The 16,559-nt window shown below is 60.8% G+C and carries 14 protein-coding genes; 6 read left to right on the plus strand and 8 right to left on the minus strand.

The features are described from left to right. Nucleotides 1-13: 13 nt before the first annotated feature. From AB4N53_RS03700 to AB4N53_RS03720, 5 genes are all read right to left on the minus strand, one after another. Nucleotides 14-1,060, minus strand: a complete 1,047-nt coding sequence (locus AB4N53_RS03700; protein ID WP_460118263.1) for a class I SAM-dependent methyltransferase — start codon at nucleotides 1,058-1,060, stop codon at nucleotides 14-16. A gap of 134 nt (nucleotides 1,061-1,194) precedes the next feature. Continuing rightward, nucleotides 1,195-2,256: an NAD(P)/FAD-dependent oxidoreductase gene (locus AB4N53_RS03705; RefSeq protein WP_460118265.1), complete on the minus strand. Its 1,062-nt coding sequence runs from the start codon at nucleotides 2,254-2,256 to the stop codon at nucleotides 1,195-1,197. Continuing rightward, complete coding sequence (locus AB4N53_RS03710; RefSeq protein WP_460118267.1) at nucleotides 2,243-4,426, minus strand: hypothetical protein; 2,184 nt, start codon at nucleotides 4,424-4,426, stop codon at nucleotides 2,243-2,245. The genes AB4N53_RS03705 and AB4N53_RS03710 overlap by 14 nt, the downstream gene beginning before the upstream one ends. 219 nt (nucleotides 4,427-4,645) lie before the next feature. Next, nucleotides 4,646-5,956 (minus strand): ATP-binding protein, encoded by a 1,311-nt coding sequence (locus AB4N53_RS03715; RefSeq protein ID WP_460118269.1) that lies wholly within the window; start codon nucleotides 5,954-5,956, stop codon nucleotides 4,646-4,648. Next, on the minus strand, nucleotides 5,953-6,693 hold the full coding sequence (locus AB4N53_RS03720) for a response regulator (protein ID WP_039762337.1): 741 nt from the start codon (nucleotides 6,691-6,693) through the stop codon (nucleotides 5,953-5,955). The genes AB4N53_RS03715 and AB4N53_RS03720 overlap by 4 nt, the downstream gene beginning before the upstream one ends. Before the next feature lie 295 nt (nucleotides 6,694-6,988). Between AB4N53_RS03720 and AB4N53_RS03725 the strand changes: the two genes are divergently transcribed. The 4 genes from AB4N53_RS03725 (at nucleotide 6,989) to AB4N53_RS03740 (ending at nucleotide 10,043) form a co-directional block, all read left to right on the plus strand. After that, complete coding sequence (locus AB4N53_RS03725; protein ID WP_460118271.1) at nucleotides 6,989-7,252, plus strand: DUF2790 domain-containing protein; 264 nt, start codon at nucleotides 6,989-6,991, stop codon at nucleotides 7,250-7,252. Nucleotides 7,253-7,285: 33 nt separating this feature from the next. After that, nucleotides 7,286-7,666 carry a hypothetical protein gene (locus AB4N53_RS03730; RefSeq protein WP_460118273.1) on the plus strand — a complete coding sequence of 127 codons (381 nt, stop codon included), beginning with the start codon at nucleotides 7,286-7,288 and terminating at the stop codon, nucleotides 7,664-7,666. Nucleotides 7,667-7,753: 87 nt separating this feature from the next. Then, nucleotides 7,754-8,965 (plus strand): cytochrome c biogenesis protein DipZ, encoded by a 1,212-nt coding sequence (locus tag AB4N53_RS03735; RefSeq protein WP_460118275.1) that lies wholly within the window; start codon nucleotides 7,754-7,756, stop codon nucleotides 8,963-8,965. A 265-nt stretch (nucleotides 8,966-9,230) separates the two neighbouring features. Next, nucleotides 9,231-10,043 carry a class I SAM-dependent methyltransferase gene (locus tag AB4N53_RS03740; RefSeq protein WP_460118277.1) on the plus strand — a complete coding sequence of 271 codons (813 nt, stop codon included), beginning with the start codon at nucleotides 9,231-9,233 and terminating at the stop codon, nucleotides 10,041-10,043. A gap of 133 nt (nucleotides 10,044-10,176) precedes the next feature. Here the strand turns inward: AB4N53_RS03740 and pcsA are convergent, their stop codons facing one another. Next, on the minus strand, nucleotides 10,177-10,899 hold the full coding sequence (pcsA, locus tag AB4N53_RS03745; protein ID WP_460118279.1) for a phosphatidylcholine synthase: 723 nt from the start codon (nucleotides 10,897-10,899) through the stop codon (nucleotides 10,177-10,179). 260 nt (nucleotides 10,900-11,159) lie between these two features. On the opposite strand from pcsA, the gene AB4N53_RS03750 reads away from it, so the two are divergent. Further along, nucleotides 11,160-11,897, plus strand: coding sequence for a tellurite resistance TerB family protein (locus tag AB4N53_RS03750; RefSeq protein ID WP_460118281.1), 738 nt, complete (start codon nucleotides 11,160-11,162; stop codon nucleotides 11,895-11,897). A 972-nt stretch (nucleotides 11,898-12,869) separates the two neighbouring features. Here AB4N53_RS03750 and AB4N53_RS03755 read toward each other — a convergent pair. Continuing rightward, complete coding sequence (locus AB4N53_RS03755) at nucleotides 12,870-13,328, minus strand: REP-associated tyrosine transposase (protein ID WP_460118283.1); 459 nt, start codon at nucleotides 13,326-13,328, stop codon at nucleotides 12,870-12,872. 194 nt (nucleotides 13,329-13,522) lie between these two features. On the opposite strand from AB4N53_RS03755, the gene ligD reads away from it, so the two are divergent. After that, a complete protein-coding gene (gene ligD / locus AB4N53_RS03760) occupies nucleotides 13,523-16,144 on the plus strand; it encodes a DNA ligase D (protein ID WP_460118285.1) in 2,622 nt (873 codons plus the stop codon). Here the strand turns inward: ligD and AB4N53_RS03765 are convergent, their stop codons facing one another. Then, nucleotides 16,145-16,546 (minus strand): hypothetical protein, encoded by a 402-nt coding sequence (locus AB4N53_RS03765; protein ID WP_038861845.1) that lies wholly within the window; start codon nucleotides 16,544-16,546, stop codon nucleotides 16,145-16,147. Between the last annotated feature and the right edge of the window lie 13 nt (nucleotides 16,547-16,559).

Genomic DNA, 16,559 nt, shown 5'->3' on the forward strand with positions numbered 1-16,559 from the left:
CGATCCGCATTGGTTACTTGCGCGCCTCCAGTATCAGGTTGAACGGCGTCTGCGTAGCGCGGCGGAATTGCTTGAACCCGGCCTCGGCGAAGACTTTGCGCAGGCGCATTTCCCCGGCTTGCGCACCGAGCCCGAGGCCGACTTCCTGAGACAGCGAGTTGGGCGTGCAGATAAACGTCGAGGCGGCGTAGAACAGACGTCCGACCGCGTTGAGATTGTCGTCCAGTTTGTCGTTGGCAAACGGCTCGACCAGCAATACCGTGCCATCGTCTTTCAGCGACTCATATGCATGGCGAGCCGCCCCTACCGGGTCGCCCATGTCGTGCAGGCAGTCGAAAAAGCAGATCAGGTCATAGTCGCCGCCGGGGTAGTTTTTTGCCGTGCCCTCGAAAAATCTGGCTCGGTTGCCGACGCCGCCTTCTTCGGCGCGTTGCGTGGCCACCGTGATCGACGGCGCGTGAAAATCAAAGCCGACGAACTGCGACTTGGGAAATGCCTGGGCCATGATCACCGTCGACGCTCCGTGGCCGCAGCCGATGTCGGCAACCCTGGCGCCGCGTTCCAGTCTGGCCACCACACCGTCCAGCGCCGGCAGCCATTCAGCGATCAGATGGCCTTTATAGCCTGGGCGGAAGAAACGTTCGGTGCCGCTGAACATACACGGGTGGTGATCGCCCCAGGACAGACCACCATTGCCGCGCATGGCCTTGACCAGTTTGTCCTTGTCATGGAAAAACGATGCCACCACGCCGAGCCCGCCGGCGACGTACACCGGCGAATCCTCCACGGCCAGCGCCAGTGCCTGTTCTTCCGGCAAGCGAAACTGGCCGTCAAGGTGCTCCATGTAGCCGGAAGCTGCGTGAGCGCTGAGCCATTCGCGCACCAGGCGCGGGTTGCAGGTAGTTTTTTCCGCGAGGGCTTCGGGGCTGATCGGTTGGCTGTCGGCCATCGCCCGGTACAGCCCAAGCTCTTCGCCGACGATGACATTGGCCAGCATCGCCGCGCCGCCCATGTCATTGACCAGTTTGCCCATGAATTCGTTGAGTTTCGCCTCATTCATCACGTGTGCTCCTGAAACAGGATCACGGTCCGGCGGCGTTGAATGTCGAGGCAGGCGCCACCGGGCGGTGGTCACGGATAGGGGCAGGGCACAGCAGACGTCCTGCGGCCCCCTCGACTGGGTAATGAATGAGTCTAGACTCCTTTTACTCGATCCGTGCCCAGCCATCGGGGCGGGAACGGGTGTTGACCATAGAAACTGCGCAGCTGTGTCAGGTCGTGCTCATACCAGCAGCGCAGCCATCGCTGATACTGTGCTTGTGCGAGGGGGCGCAGTAACGGCCGGGACCAGCCGTCATGAATGGCTTGAGCTGCCTGCATGCCGCTCATCAACGCCTTGAGCACGCCGTGCGATGAAGCCGGGTCGAGCCGGCTTGCAGCATCGCCCACAAGAAAGTAGCCATCACCGGCAACAACCTCGCTTATGCGCCAGCTCACGTCAGCACCCCGTATCGGGCCTGCCTGCGCTAATGCTTGCAGGTTTGCGGGCAATATTCGCAGGGAAGGATTTGCCCCCGGCGCAGCCTCGGTTTCCAGCGTCAGGTGCGTCCAGTGCAGCAACTGTGCCTTGACCTGAGCGATCCAGGTCCAGCCATCAGGGGTCGCCAGCAAATGCGGATGGCTTGCGTAGGGCTCGCAGCGACCCTGCAAATAACCATAGCGAGCCACTAACGCGGGAGAATCGATCTGCACCCTCAGGTGCAGTTTGCGGCCAAGCCAGCCGGTAGCTCCACTGGCGTCGATCAAATACGCGGCGCAAAGGCAGCCGCTGTCGGTCTCCACCCCGATCACTCGACGCCCCTGGGTGAGCACCTGCTGCGCCCGACATGGCTGGTGCACCTCGACCCCCGCAGAAGCCGCTTGCTGCAACAATGCGCTGTCCAGTTGCACGCGGCTGATCTGGAAGCCGCGCCATGGGCCATTTGTATCCGCGCCGAAAGCGTTGAAACAGGCCGGGCCGTTCCAGTGCACCCATTGACCTTCAAAGCGCAGAGTCGACGAGGCACGGAGCAGATCGGCAATGCCGAGTTGCCGCAATAACGGTTCGATCCCCGGGTGCAGGCTTTCGCCGGGGCGGAATCGCGGAAACGCTTGCCGTTCGAGCAAAGCCACGCGCAACCCTCGGCGGGCACAGCTGATGGCACTGGCGCAGCCCGCAGGGCCTGAGCCAATCACCACAACATCAAAGTGCTTCATCAGCGATCTGCCACGCCTCTGCATCCTGTTTCATCAGGATGGCATCGGCGCTGACGAACAACATGACCTGTCGCTCCACTTCGACGTGACGCAATTTGAAATCATCATCGGCAGTGCTGACAGCCCCGCGCTTGTACATCGAAAAACGCTGCACCCAGCCCTCAAGGACAACGCCGGCTTCCTGCTGGGCCGTATCGAGTTCGTTGTCCGGTTGCTGCACCTCGAGAAACGACAGCAGCGGCCAGGCATTGCGCTGGGCGTTGTCATCGTCAGCGCCAAGCACCTGATAAACCCGATGCATCGAAACGACCCGCCGCTCATACGCGGGTTGTGATGTGCGGCCGGTCAGACTCAGGGAAAAATGCCCGTCCAGGGCGACCTGGGTGTAGTCGGCGTGGGCATAGGCGTGGTACTGGGCGAACAGGCGGTTGTCTTGAGCGATGAGTTGCGGACCCGGCTGATCGTCCCAGGCAATGGCACCGTCCTGGCCGATTTCCTGATCGGTCAACGGGATGATGGTGTGCAGACTTGAACGTGGTTCGAAAACGCGCACCGAGTCCGGTGCCACCCCGGGCCAGAAGGAGCCCAGAGCCGCGCAGATTTTCGCATCTTCGGGAAACGGGCTTGCCATCTGATAGCCGGCCAACACGTTGATCCATTGCGCATCGGGAGTTTTCTGTCGAATCCAGCCTACTTCCCAGCCCGGACCGAAAACCCCGGCAGCGCCGTCGGGCAGCGAGGAAGGTCGCGAACGCTGAGCGAGCGGCATTTGCGACGACGCGCGCAGGCGCGGTTCAGCCGAAGCGACAATCGCCGTCACCCCTCGATCCTTGTCAGAAAACAACTGATCCTTGAGATTCAGGTTGGCGCAATACCGCACGTTGGAAAGCGCTTCGAGGCGGGCGTGCCAAATGTCGGGATCGGGGAAAAGCGGCTCCTCGCGGACCCAGCGCAGCAGTTTGCGCTGACTGCACAGTGGGTAAAAATCCGGAGGGCCGATAATCGAATAGGCAGCCACCGTCGGCAGCAGGTCGCTCAGCGCCGCGCAGTGTGGCCGGACCCATCCGTCAGCGGTCGCGTCCTGATAGTGCAGGGCCTCATAACCGCCCTCACGCACCAGCGCTTCGACATCGGGGTGGTTGTTCAAATCGTCGATGCTGCCGTCTGCGTCAACCTTGTGTCGGCCATGCACCATGCCGCCGGTGTTGGCTGGCATCAGAAACGATAGCGGTCGGCCCTCGAGTCTGGCGGGCTCGACCAGCCGTGCCTTCGGCTCTGGCAACAGCAGCCCGGTGCCGAAATCCTCAACAGTTGCCCAGGCAGCCAGATCATCGGTCACGACAAAGGGCGGCTGGCTGATCTGCGGTTCCGCCCAGCCGGTGCCACTGTGACGTAAATGGATGTGCCGCAACTTCTCGTTGATCTGATGATTTTCCAGTGTCACCGCTAGTTGCAGGCCCGCCAGACACTGGTCGCCATCGAACAGTTTGTGCAGCGGCACCCAGAAATCCAGCCCCGGATCGACTTCAGCCTGAAAATCCATCGGCCCGAAGCGCTGCGCATCACCGCGCAGTTGCATGGCAATGTACGCGCTGTAGCGCACCGGCATGACCCGGATGCCATGCACGTCGCCGTCGACAAAGGGCAGGAAGCATCGTTGTCTGGCGTCATACCGGGCAGGCACAGTGCCGACGCGGGCAATGCCGGTGCGCGAAAAACACAGATCGGCGTGTCGGCCGTGTACGGTGTCGGCCGCGCAGCGATATTCACTGGCATAGGCCACCACCGCCAGGGGCGCGCCAGCGGCGGTCAGCCGTAGTTGATCGAGGGTGGGCGGGGCGATGCTGTAGACATAGTTCAGAACGGTTTCGATCTCGCCCGGAGTCGGAAACAGCCGCAGATCCGTTCCGGTTTCGTCGACGGTCACTTGCGGTGATGCCAGCGCGTGATACAGCAAGCTGCGCGAGGGCGCCGCCGCTTCGATTGCGCAGACTCCGTCGGGGTCGAAATCTTCGAATCCGTTCAGGCAGCGATCAACCGTCAGTGGTCGTCGCAGCTCGGCTGCCAGCGGCTCTGCCAACAGATCAAGGCCGTGGGCCAACATCAGCGAACGCCAGCCGCCGGGCGCCAGCCGATGACATACCTGGGTGACGGATTCGAGCAGAGTCATGGCTGATCCTCGTTACGGTTCGCGAGCCGTCATCAGACGACACAAGACTGACGCCTCGCTACTGTCAGGTCTGACAGTAGCGAGGCGTCAGCAGATGCATAACCATAGGGGTCTTCGCCTGGGCGCAACAGTCGGGAGATTCCGGTGAGGTTGTAGGCAGATGCCTGCTGTTCGGATGGAAACAGCAGGGGGGCAGGAGGGAAATTTAAACAGTGGCTGTCAGCCGTGCAGCGGCAACTTCAATTCAGCGCACAACCCACCGCCTTCACGGTTGCTCAACATCAGCGAACCACCCAGCGCCATCGCTAACTGTTGGGCGATCGCCAGACCGAGCCCGGTGCCGCCGGTGTCGCGATTGCGCGAGTTTTCTACGCGGTAGAACGGTTCCAGAACCTGCGCCAGTTCGGCCTCGGCGATGCCCGGGCCGCGATCAAGGACTTTCACCGACAGGCTGTTGCCCTGCGCTTCGACCTGCAATTGCGCGGCGCCGGCGAATTTGAGGGCGTTGTCGGTCAGGTTCACCAGGACCCGGCGCAGCGCTTGCGGGCGGGTTTCGATCACCGCTTTGCTTTTGCCGCCGAGCTGCACGTCCTTGCCCATGTCCTGATAGTCGAAGACCAGGCTGTCGAGGAACGAGTCGAGATCGGTACGGCGGCTTTCTTCGGTGGCGCCATGAATGCTGCGGGCGTAGGCCACGCCTTCGCGCACCAGATGTTCGATCTCACCGAGGTCGCTGCTCAGTTTGTCTTTCTCGACCGAGTCGTCCATGAATTCCGCGCGCAACTTCATCCGGGTGATCGGCGTTTGCAGGTCATGGGAAATCGCCGCCAGCAGTTGCATGCGCTCTTTCAGGTAAACGGCGATGCGCGTCTGCATGGCGTTGAAAGCCCGCGCCGCGTGGACCACTTCGGTCGGCCCTTGCTCGTCGAGTTTGATCGGGTGGGCGTTGGGGTCGAGAGTCTCCACGGCATTGGCGAGGCGGGTGAGGGGACGGATGGCAATGCGCACGGCCAGCCAGGTGCAGAGAATCAGCAGCGCCAATTGGCCGAGCAACACCACTGGCAACCACGGCGACAACGGCACCATCGCCGGGCGGATATCGATGGTCACCGGGCTGCCGTCGCTCAGGCGCAGGTGGCCCTGGAAATGTCGTCTCGGCCCACCGGGAACCTCGGTAAACACGATGGGATAAGTGTCGCCGATGGCCGCGGTGATCGAGGCAATGGCCACGGACTCTTCAGCCGAGGTCACCGGCATGCCCGGTTCGCCCTCGTTGAGCAGATAGCCGTAGTTGCGCCGGGCCAGGCGTGGGAGCCAGGCCTCGCGTTCGGCGGCCGGCAGGCGATCGAGGATCGCCATCGAAGTCGAGACGTCGGTTTCGAGGTTGCCGAGCATGGTGCTTTTCGCGCTCTGGTAACGCTCGTAATACTGCGCGCCGAACGACAGACCCTGCGCCAGAATCAGCCCGATCAGAAAGATCAGCGACAGGCGCGAGGCGAGGGTACGCGGCCATTGCAGCTTGAGTTTCATGCCGACGCCCCGAGCAGTTCGACCGGCAGCGAAAACACATAACCTTCACTGCGCACGGTCTTGATATAGGCCGGCTCGCGGGCATCGTCGAGCAGACGTTGGCGCAAGCGGCTGACCAGCAGATCGATGGAGCGATCGAACAGATCGGCCTCGCGGCCCTGGGTCAGGTTGAGCAGTTGATCGCGGCTGAGCACTCGTTGCGGGTGGTCGAGAAAAACCCGCAACAAGCGGTATTCGGCGCCGCTGAGAGCAACCATGGTGCCGTCGCTGTCGAGCAGGTGCCGCGCCGAGGTGTCCAGCTGCCAACGACCGAACGCCAGCAGGCGTCCGGCTTCGGTGACCACCAGATTCGGCGGCAACATGCGTGTGCGGCGCAACACGGCGTTGATCCGCGCCAGCAGTTCACGGGCGGCGAAGGGTTTGGTCAGGTAATCGTCGGCGCCCATTTCCAGGCCGATGATGCGATCGGTCTCATCGTTGCGCGCGGTGAGCATCAGCACCGGCGTCGCCTTGTGTTTGCCGACTCGCAATTCGCGGCACAACTGCAGGCCATCGTCGCCGGGCATCATGATGTCGAGCACGATCAGATCGACAGTATTGGCATCGAGAAAACTGCGCATCTGCCGGCCATCGGCGACGACTGTCGTGCGCAGACCGTTTTTCTTCAGGTAATTGCCTACCAGTTCACGGATCTCGCGGTCGTCGTCGACGATGAGAATGTGATCGACATGTTCCATCGGTTCAAGCCTCTTTAAAGGGGAATGCCGTGCAGTCTATAGCGCCGTTGACCGCACGCCTGCCTGCCTTTGTATTGCAGTGTATCTGCCGCGACGGCGGATACACGCCGACGCAAAAACGCGATTTTCTACGGGTTTTGTATCGCTGTGTATCTACACACGGCGTGGATACACAACGAGTGATTCTCGTCCTTTCCTGACACAGACGCGATACCTCGAAGGCCTCAAATAGGCTCCATCGAGGCACACACAGAGCGCCTCGGCTCAAACCCACTGAAGCCTTGAGGACTACACCATGAACAACAAATCCGTAATCGCCGCCTGCCTGTTCGCCGCTCTGAACATCTGCACCCTGTCGGCCCACGCCGAAGCTGACGTCAGCCGGCAAACCTACACCTACGGCACCCATCTGGATATCCAGAAAGTGCTGTCGATGACTGAGGACACTTCGGTGACCTGCGGCATCACCGAGGCGCGCATGACCTACCTCGATTCCGCCGGCAAAACCCGCGAGCTGGATTACAGCAAATTCGCTGACGGCTGCAACAACCAGAACTGAGTCACCCCCACTTTTTCTGCAAGGAGTTTTGCCATGAACAACGTCTCGCGCTTTCTGACCGCAGCAGCCTTCGCCTTCACCGGTGCCGCCGCCCACGCCAACAGTGCTGTAGAACAAAGCAGTTGCGCCAGCAGCACCTGCTTCCAGCTGACCACCGTGGCGAAGGAGGGCAGCGATGCGTTGATCGCCGCTGACGGCTCGAGCCGCACACCGCAGGGACAGACGCTTGCCGCTGACGGCTCCAGCCGCACACCGCAAGGGCAGACGCTTGCCGCTGACGGCTCCAGCCGCACTCCGCAAGGCCAGATGGTTGCCGCTGATGGTTCCAGCCGTACACCGCAGGGCCAACTGGTTGCGGAGAACGGTGCCAGCCGCACACCGCAAGGGCAGCTGCTCGACGGCCAGACCGCATGAGGCACGGCTTAGACAAAGCAGGCTAGCGAGGGGGCGTTTCCCTCGCTGCCCGGTTGCGTGCCCAGCCCCCCTTTCAAGGTGACCCCTATGTACCTCATCGCATTTCTCGGCGGTCTGCTGACCGTCCTCAGTCCGTGCATCCTGCCGGTGGTACCGTTTCTGTTCGCTGGCGCCAACCGTACACGTTCCTCGATTTTGCTGACTCTCGGCGGCATGGCGTTGACCTTTGCGCTGATCTCCAGCCTCGCCGTGGTCAGCAGCGAGTGGGTGATTCAGGCCAGCAACACCGGCCGCCACGTTGCCCTGTTCGTCATGGCGCTGTTCGCCCTGTCGCTGATCTCTGCCCGCGTTGGTGACTGGCTGACCCGGCCCTTTGTCGCGCTGGGCAATCGCCTCGATCAGGACACCCGTAAACGTGCGGGGCCGATGGGCTCGATCATGCTCGGTGTCGCCACCGGCCTGTTGTGGGCGCCTTGTGCCGGGCCGATCCTTGGAGTGATTCTCACCGGCGCGATGTTGCAAGGCGCCAATGCCCAGACCAGCCTGTTGCTGCTGGCTTACGGCGTCGGCAGTGCCTTGTCGCTCGGCACGTTGATCTTCGCCGGGCGCGGGTTGGTCAATCGTCTGAAACCGTCGATCCCGTTCAGTGGCTGGTTGCGTCGCGGTGCCGGCGTTGCAGTGCTTGCTACGGTCGCGGTGATTGCGACGGGCGCCGACAAAACCCTGCTCGCCAGCACCTCTTCGGAAGGCGTGGCCAGCGTCGAGAAAAACGTTCTGGAAAACGTGCCGAAAGTGGTCGACTACTTCGTCAGCAAGGTCCGCGCCGATTCGATGATGGACGAAGCCCAGGGCGCGATGCCGTCGCTGTCGGGCGCCGTGCAGTGGCTCAATTCACCAGAGCTCAGTGCCCAATCCCTGCGCGGCAAAGTGGTGCTGGTGGACTTCTGGACCTACGACTGCATCAACTGCCAGCACACTTTGCCGTACGTCAAAGTCTGGGCGAAGAAATACGAGAAGGACGGCCTGGTGGTGATCGGCGTGCATACGCCTGAATACGGCTACGAGCGCATCATCGACAACGTCAAGGATCAGGTGAAAAAGCTCGGCATTACCTACCCGGTAGCGATCGACAACGACTATGCGATCTGGCGCAACTTCGACAATCAATACTGGCCGGCGCATTACCTGATCGACGCCAAGGGCCAGGTGCGTTACAGCCACTTCGGCGAAGGTCGCTATGCAGAGCAGGAGCAGATGATCAAGCAGTTGCTGGAGGAGGCCAAGGCACCGGCCGCCTGATCAAAACAACGCAATGGCTCATAGGTCGCGGACCATGAGCCATTTGGCTTTTTCCTGATTAGCTGCGTCGGCATGCGTCTGAAGCTCGTTGCGCGGATCAACCTGTTTCAGCACCTTGACAGATTTCCGCCGCTCATCGGCAAAGTGCCCGGTTTACGGGGTTGCCGGACGATTGACAGGGACGCCGGGCAGCCTCGGCGCGATAGTGAGCAAGCACGGTCCGCGTCGCAGCCTGTGCATTCTCTCTGCCACGGAGCTCGCTGTCATGAGTACCCCGATTGATCTCACTGCCCTGAAGGAACGTCAGAAAGTCGCTTGGGCCAGTGGCGACTACGCCGTGATCGGCACGACTTTGCAGATCGTCGGTGAAAGCCTCGCCGAGGCCTGCGATCTGCGCTGTGATGAGGACGTGCTGGATGTCGCCGCCGGTAACGGCAATGCAACTCTGGCAGCGGCGCGGCGCGGTTGTGTGGTGACCTCGACCGATTACGTCGCCGCACTCCTGGAGCGTGGCCAGGACCGCGCACGGGCCGAGCATCTGGAGGTGATTTTTCAGGTAGCCGATGCCGAGGCGCTGCCGTTTCCCGACGAGAGCTACGACGCCGTACTGTCCACGTTTGGCGTAATGTTCGCGCCCGATCAGGTGACCGCTGCGAGTGAACTGGGGCGGGTTTGTCGTCGCGGCGGGCGGATCGGCATGGCGAACTGGACGCCGGAGGGTTTTGTCGGGCAGATGTTCAAGATCCTCGGCCAGCATCTGCCTCCGCCAGCAGTGGCTCAGCCGCCGTCGAACTGGGGCTCGGATGCGTGGCTGCACAAGCAGTTCGATGATCGCGATTTTCTTGTTCGGGTAACACGCAGCCAGTTCAATTTCCGCTATCGCTCGGCGGCGCATTTCATTGACATCTTTCGCCACTGGTACGGGCCGGTACACAAGGCTTTTGCGGTGTTGTCGCCAGAGGCCGGGCAGGTGTTGGAGGATGATCTGACCGAGTTGCTCAACCGATCGAATCGAGCAGGGGAGGCGTCGCTGGTGGTGCCGAGTGAGTATCTGGAGGTGGTGATTACCAAGCGCTAGTCCACATCGGATGTCCTGATCGATGAAGATCTCTGTGGGAGCGAGCCTGCTCGCGAAAGCGGTGTGCCAGCCAACCTTTATGTTGATGGAACCACCGCATTCGCGAGCAGGCTCGCTCCCACAGGGGATGTGCTTATTTCAAATGGCTGCGATCAAACCACTCCAGCGCCGTGCGCCAGATGCAGATCCCCAGGAAATAAGCCGACATCAGCAACCACAAACCCATCACCATCGGGTTGATCACTGGGTGATTGAGTACCAGCGACAGACTGCACAACAGCCAGATCGCCGTCACCGCGATATTGATTGGCATGAAACGACGCACGCGGAACGGGTGCAGGAACTTCATCCGTGTCACCGTCAGCAATGCCAGACCGATCACGGTTAGAAAGGTGATCCACGGTCCTGGGCCAATGATGTACAGGCACAGCGCAACCACGTTCCAGGCGGCCGGGAAGCCGACAAAATAGTTGTCCTTGCTCTTCATGTTGACGTTGCAAAAGCAGAACAGCGACGACACCAGAATCACTGACACCGTCAGCAGCAAGGTGTAATCGGGCAGGGGAATGTAGCGGTAGATAAACAGTGCCGGAATGAATACATACGTCAGGTAGTCGACCACCAGATCGAGGATCGAACCATCGAAACTCGGCAGCACCGATTGCACATTGACCTTGCGCGCCAGTGCACCATCGAGACCGTCGACGATCAGCGCTACGCCCAGCCACATCAGGCAATGGATCGGCTGGTTTTCCAGCAGGGCGAGGGTCGCCAGAAAGGCTGTGACCACGCCGGTCGCGGTAAAACCATGGGCGCCCCATGCTTTGAGCCTGGCGATGTGTACGGTGGATATCACGGGGACGTTCTCCAGAAAGTGAAGCAAGCCGGGTATCGCCCATCGTCAGAAAGGGCGCCGGCAAACCGGGTCGGGTTGCAGCTATCGACCGGTTTGGCCGGGATAAGGTTCACCACCCATGAATCTTAGCTGGCTCGCGGAAAATTTCTCGGGTGTGATTTCATCGGTGAGCCGGCGTCAGCCCAACGGTGCTGGCGCTATGGCTGCGTCGGTCTATCGTTGCCTGACGCAATCAGGTCGGGGCCGCGGAGGACAACGTCATGAACACCAGCGATTTGCTTGAACAACTGCTGCGAGGCCAGGCCTCGGCGGGACAACAGCGTGGCGCTTCGGCCGGTGACGGTCTGGGCGGATTGCTCGGTGGCCTGTTGGGCGGCGGCAGTCAGACCGGAGCGGGCGGCGCGGCTGCTTCGGGTGGCCTCGGCGGCCTGGGTGGTTTACTCGGTGGCTTGCTAGGCGGTGGCGGGTTGGGTAGCGCCCTCGGTGGCGGCCGCCGAAGCCGTACCGGCGGGACCAATTACGCCGCACTCGCGTCGCTGGGCATGATGGCCTACCAGGCGTATCAAGCCTGGCAACGCAGCCAGGCGAGCAAGGCGCCGCAGGAACTGCCACAAACCGCCGACCTGCTCGCCGGCCCGCAAATCGAAACTCACAGCCACGCGGTACTGCGCGCCCTGATCGCCGCCGCCAAGGCTGACGGGCGCATCGATGAAGCGGAAAAACACCTCATCAGCAGCGAAATCGGCAAACACACCGCCGACCCGCAATTGCAACAATGGCTCGACGCCGAAGTCGCCAAGCCACTGGATCCCAGCGAAGTGGCCGAATCCGCGGGTGGCGATCCGGCCGTAGCCGCTGAAATGTATCTTGCCAGCGTCATGCTGGTAGATGACCAACAGAACGCCGAGCGCAGCTATCTCGATGAACTGGCCGCAGCCTTACAGATCGATCCGGATCTGCAAGTGCATCTGGAACAGCAGGCCAAAGGGCAAGCCTGAATCAACATCAAAAGATCGCAGCCTTCGGCAGCTCCTACCTTTGAAATACGGTGCAACCGTAGGAGCTGCCGAAGGCTGCGATCTTTTGATCTTCAGAGCCCAATGGCGTCCCCACAAAGAATAATCCCTCAAGCGCCACCAGGCCGACTCGCAAGGCACACCGGGCAAGGAGTCTTCGAGATCCATCAATCTCGCAGCCTTCGGCAGCTCCTACCTTTGAAATACGGTGCAACCGTAGGAGCTGCCGCAGGCTGCGATCTTTTGATCTTCAGAGCCAAATGGCATCCCCCCAAAGAATAATCTCCCAAGCGCCACCAGGCCGCCTCGCAAGGCACACCGGGCAAGGAGTCTTCGAGATCCATCAAGCTCGCAGCCTTCGGCAGCTCCTACCTTTGAAATACGGTGCAACCGTAGGAGCTGCCGAAGGCTGCGATCTTTTGATCTTCAGAGCCAAATGGCATCCCCACAAAGAATAATCCCTCAAGCGCCACCAGGCCGGCTCGCAAGGCACACCGGGCAAGGAGTCTTCGAGATCCATCAATCTCGCAGCCTTCGGCAGCTCCTACCTTTGAAATACGGTGCAACCGTAGGAGCTGCCGAAGGCTGCGATCTTTTGATCTTCAGAGCCCAATGGCGTCCCCCCAAAGAATAATCCTTCAAGCGCCACCAGGCCGGCTCGCAAGGCACACCGGGCAAGGAGTCTTCGAGATCCATCAAGATCGCAGCCTTCGGCAGCTCCTACCTTTGAAATACGGTGCAACCGTAGGAGCTGCCGAAGGCTGCGATCTTTTGATCTTCAGAGCCAAATGGCATCCCCACAAAGAATAATCCCTCAAGCGCCACCAGGCCGGCTCGCAAGGCACACCGGGCAAGGAGTCTTCGAGATCCATCAAGCTCGCAGCCTTCGGCAGCTCCTACCTTTGAAATACGGTGCAACCGTAGGAGCTGCCGAAGGCTGCGATCTTTTGATCTTCAGAGCCAAATGGCATCCCACAAAGGGTAGTCCCCAAGGCGTCTCACCAGACCGGCTCGCACGGGATTCTTGACGACGTAGAGCGCAGCGGCTCTTAGGTCTTCATCTCGTCTCAGGGCACGATCGTAATACCCTCGCTGCCATAGTTGTCCTTGGCGACCATGTTTTCGATTATATGCCTGGCAACTTCGGGATTTAACGCGACACATCAAATCTGCGAGCGAGCCCTCATTAAGCTCAACTAGCCAATGTAGATGGTCTGGCATTACGACCCACGCCAGAGAGGTGGCTAATCCCGCTTCACTGCACCGTCTCAACTCGTTGACCACCAATCTCCCATCATGCCAATTGGTAAAAATACGCTCTCGCTGGTTTACCACAGCGGTCAGCAAATAAATTCTCCCAATTTCAGAATGTCGGCCCGTTCTCAAACGACAGGCTTTTGCAGCCGCAGGCATTCCATTGCCTCCCTTTCATGATCCTGAAAAGACCTTAGCGTCTTCACTCTATTTAGCCAGCCCAGGCAATTACTGGATATGTCGCTACAAGCCCCGGCCATTCCATCCGTCCGGGGTTTTTTTACCTCGATTGAATTTTTCCGCCGCCGTGTCGCTCTTCTGCATAACAGAACCCGTCTGCCATCGGTGTGCTCATGAACAGGAACCTCGACGATTACAACCGCATGCGTGATTTTTCCGCGACGTCGGAACCGGTCGCAGTCAAGCGCTCGGGCCGTAAATCGGCCAAGGATCATGCGTTGCAGTTCTGCATCCAGAAGCACGACGCTTCGCACCTGCATTACGACTTTCGCCTCGAACTCGACGGCGCCCTGAAGAGTTGGGCGGTGCCGAAGGGGCCGTCGCTGGACCCGTCGGTCAAGCGTCTGGCGATTCATGTCGAGGATCATCCGCTCGATTACGCGACGTTCGAAGGCAGCATTCCCGAGGGGCATTACGGCGCCGGTGAGGTGATTGTCTGGGATCGCGGCGTGTGGATTCCGCTGGAGGATCCGCACAAGGCCTACGCCAAAGGTCGACTCAAGTTCGAGCTGCAGGGCGAGAAGCTCGGCGGCGTGTGGAATCTTGTGCGCACACACATGCCAGGCAAGAAGGAACAATGGTTTCTGATCAAGCATCAGGACAACGCCGCGCGTCCGCAGGATGACTTCGACGTACTCGTTGCCGAGCCCGACAGCGTGCTCAGCGAGCGCACGATTGTCGGCAAATCGGCGGCGGCTGCCGATAAAGCCAAACCGGTGAAAAAGGCCCCGGCCAAGCCGCGCAAGCAGGCGTCCGGGCAGCTTACCGGCGCGCGCAAGGCCAAGCTCCCAGCGCAGATCAAGCCGGAACTGGCGACGCTGGTCGACAGCGCACCCGAAGGGCAGTGGAGTTACGAGATCAAGTTTGACGGCTACCGGATCATGGCGCGAATCGATCACGATGAGGTGCAGCTGTTCACCCGCAATGGCCATGACTGGACGCACAAGCTGCCGCAGCAGGCCAAGGCGCTGGCGGCGCTGGGGCTGGAATCGGCGTGGCTGGACGGCGAAATGGTCGTGGCCAACGAGCAAGGCGTGCCGGATTTTCAGGCGTTGCAGAATGCTTTCGATGCCGGGCGCAGCGGCAACATTGTTTATTACCTGTTCGACGTGCCGTATCTGAATGGCGTCGACCTGCGCGATGTGCCGGTGGAAGAACGCCGCGCTGCGCTGAGCACCATCCTCGGTGCGCAGAAAGAATCCTCAACGCTGCGCTTCTCCGAAGCCTTCGAAGAAACCCCGGACGCGCTGCTCAACAGCGCTTGCCAGATGCAGATGGAAGGCCTGATCGGCAAACGCCTCGGTTCGCCATATGTATCGCGGCGCAGCGGCGACTGGATCAAGCTCAAGTGCAAGCATCGCCAGGAATTCGTCATCGTCGGCTACACCGATCCGAAAGGTGCGCGCAGTGCCTTCGGTGCATTGCTGCTCGGCCTGCACGATCGGGACAGCGGCGAGCTGCGCTATGCCGGCAAGGTCGGCACCGGGTTCAACGAGACCACATTGAAAAGCATCCTCGCCCAGCTCAAGCCGCTGCATACCAACAGTGCGGCGGTGGTCAATCCGCCCAGCGGTTTCGAGGCCAAAGGCGTGCATTGGCTCAAACCAAAATTGCTGGCGGAAGTGGCATTCGCCGAGATGACCAAGGATGGCTCGGTGCGCCACGCCGTGTTCCATGGTCTGCGCGACGACAAACCGGCCAAGGACATTACCGAGGAGCGAGCGAAGCCTGTGAAAGCTGCCAAGTCCGAAAAATCCGCGAAGAGCGAAAAACCCGCCGCCACCGCGAAGAAACCGGCAAAAAAAGTCGCCGCCAGTAAGGCCGAAACCGCACCGTCGCAATCAGTACTGGCCGGCGGCAAGGTACGCATCACCCACCCCGATCGGGTGATCGACGCCGTCAGCGGCACGACCAAAATGCAACTGGCGCAGTACTACGTCAGCGTCGCCGAATACATCCTGCCGCAGCTCAAGGATCGGCCCGTGGCACTGGTGCGTGCGCCGGACGGCATCGCCGGCGAATTGTTCTTCCAGAAGAACGCCGACCGCTTGGCCATTCCCGGCATCACCGCCCTGGACAAGGACGTCACCGGCCAGCCGGTGATGATGATCAACAATCCCGAAGCGCTGGTGGGCGCGGTGCAGATGAGCACCGTCGAACTGCACACCTGGAATGCCACGAAGGTTGATCTGGACAAGCCCGATCGCTTTGTCCTCGACCTCGACCCGGACCCGGCGCTGCCGTGGAAAAGCATGGTGGAAGCCACCGCGCTGACCTTGACCGTGCTTGATGAGTTGGGCCTCAAAGCCTTTCTGAAAACCAGCGGCGGCAAGGGTATTCACCTGGTGGTGCCATTGACGCGCAAGCACGGCTGGGACGAAGTGAAAGACTTCAGCCACGCCATCGTCAGCCACATGGCCAAATTGCTGCCGGATCGTATTTCAGCGGTGTCCGGGCCGAAAAACCGCGTCGGGCGGATCTTCATCGATTACCTGCGCAACGGCCTCGGCGCCACCACTATTTGCGCCTACGCCGCGCGGGCGCGGGAAGGCATGCCGGTGTCCGTGCCGCTGTATCGAGAGGAGGTCGCTGAAATCAAGGGTGGTAATCACTGGAACATCTGCAACGTTCATGAACGTTTGACCGAAGTCGGCGACGAGCCTTGGGCGGACATGAAGAAAACCCGCCAGACCATCACCGCCGAGATGCGCAAACGCGTCGGCATGAAAAAGTGATCAGGTGTCGCGCAGCAAGTCGTGCGCGTTGAGCAGTTCGAAGGCGATTTGCGGGTGGTTTTCCAGGCCCTTGCGAATCGCCGCCGGGATCGCCGCACGGGTCTTGCGACACAGCCCCGGCAGTTCGTCGATCTGAATGGCAATGCCGCGCATGGTGCGCACTTCATTGAAACCGGGGGCGACGTCGACACGGATGCCCAGCTGTTCGTACATGCGCTGCTGCAGGCGTTTGAGGTCGTCGAGGTCTTTGAGTTGTTCCAGACGTGCCAGGAGGATTTTTTCCTCGGCGCGAGTCAGGCGCAGGATGCGCAGATCCGCGCCGGGCGTTTCCAGCAAAGGATCGCGCCCACAGATGCAGGCGCCGGGCGGGCAGGGTGAACGCAATGGCACAGTCGTCGTCATGGCCTCCATCATA

Source organism: Pseudomonas sp. H3_E04, from assembly GCF_054668915.1.

Excerpts from the sequence above, each read along its gene's own strand:
- AB4N53_RS03700 (WP_460118263.1), bottom strand. The coding sequence starts at position 1,060 with ATGAATGAGGCGAAACTCAACGAATTCATGGGCAAACTGGTCAATGAC.
- AB4N53_RS03705 (WP_460118265.1), bottom strand. The coding sequence starts at position 2,256 with ATGAAGCACTTTGATGTTGTGGTGATTGGCTCAGGCCCTGCGGGCTGC.
- AB4N53_RS03710 (WP_460118267.1), bottom strand. The coding sequence starts at position 4,426 with ATGACTCTGCTCGAATCCGTCACCCAGGTATGTCATCGGCTGGCGCCC.
- AB4N53_RS03715 (WP_460118269.1), bottom strand. The coding sequence starts at position 5,956 with ATGAAACTCAAGCTGCAATGGCCGCGTACCCTCGCCTCGCGCCTGTCG.
- AB4N53_RS03720 (WP_039762337.1), bottom strand. The coding sequence starts at position 6,693 with ATGGAACATGTCGATCACATTCTCATCGTCGACGACGACCGCGAGATC.
- AB4N53_RS03725 (WP_460118271.1), top strand. The coding sequence starts at position 6,989 with ATGAACAACAAATCCGTAATCGCCGCCTGCCTGTTCGCCGCTCTGAAC.
- AB4N53_RS03730 (WP_460118273.1), top strand. The coding sequence starts at position 7,286 with ATGAACAACGTCTCGCGCTTTCTGACCGCAGCAGCCTTCGCCTTCACC.
- AB4N53_RS03735 (WP_460118275.1), top strand. The coding sequence starts at position 7,754 with ATGTACCTCATCGCATTTCTCGGCGGTCTGCTGACCGTCCTCAGTCCG.
- AB4N53_RS03740 (WP_460118277.1), top strand. The coding sequence starts at position 9,231 with ATGAGTACCCCGATTGATCTCACTGCCCTGAAGGAACGTCAGAAAGTC.
- AB4N53_RS03750 (WP_460118281.1), top strand. The coding sequence starts at position 11,160 with ATGAACACCAGCGATTTGCTTGAACAACTGCTGCGAGGCCAGGCCTCG.
- AB4N53_RS03755 (WP_460118283.1), bottom strand. The coding sequence starts at position 13,328 with ATGCCTGCGGCTGCAAAAGCCTGTCGTTTGAGAACGGGCCGACATTCT.
- ligD (WP_460118285.1), top strand. The coding sequence starts at position 13,523 with ATGAACAGGAACCTCGACGATTACAACCGCATGCGTGATTTTTCCGCG.
- AB4N53_RS03765 (WP_038861845.1), bottom strand. The coding sequence starts at position 16,546 with ATGACGACGACTGTGCCATTGCGTTCACCCTGCCCGCCCGGCGCCTGC.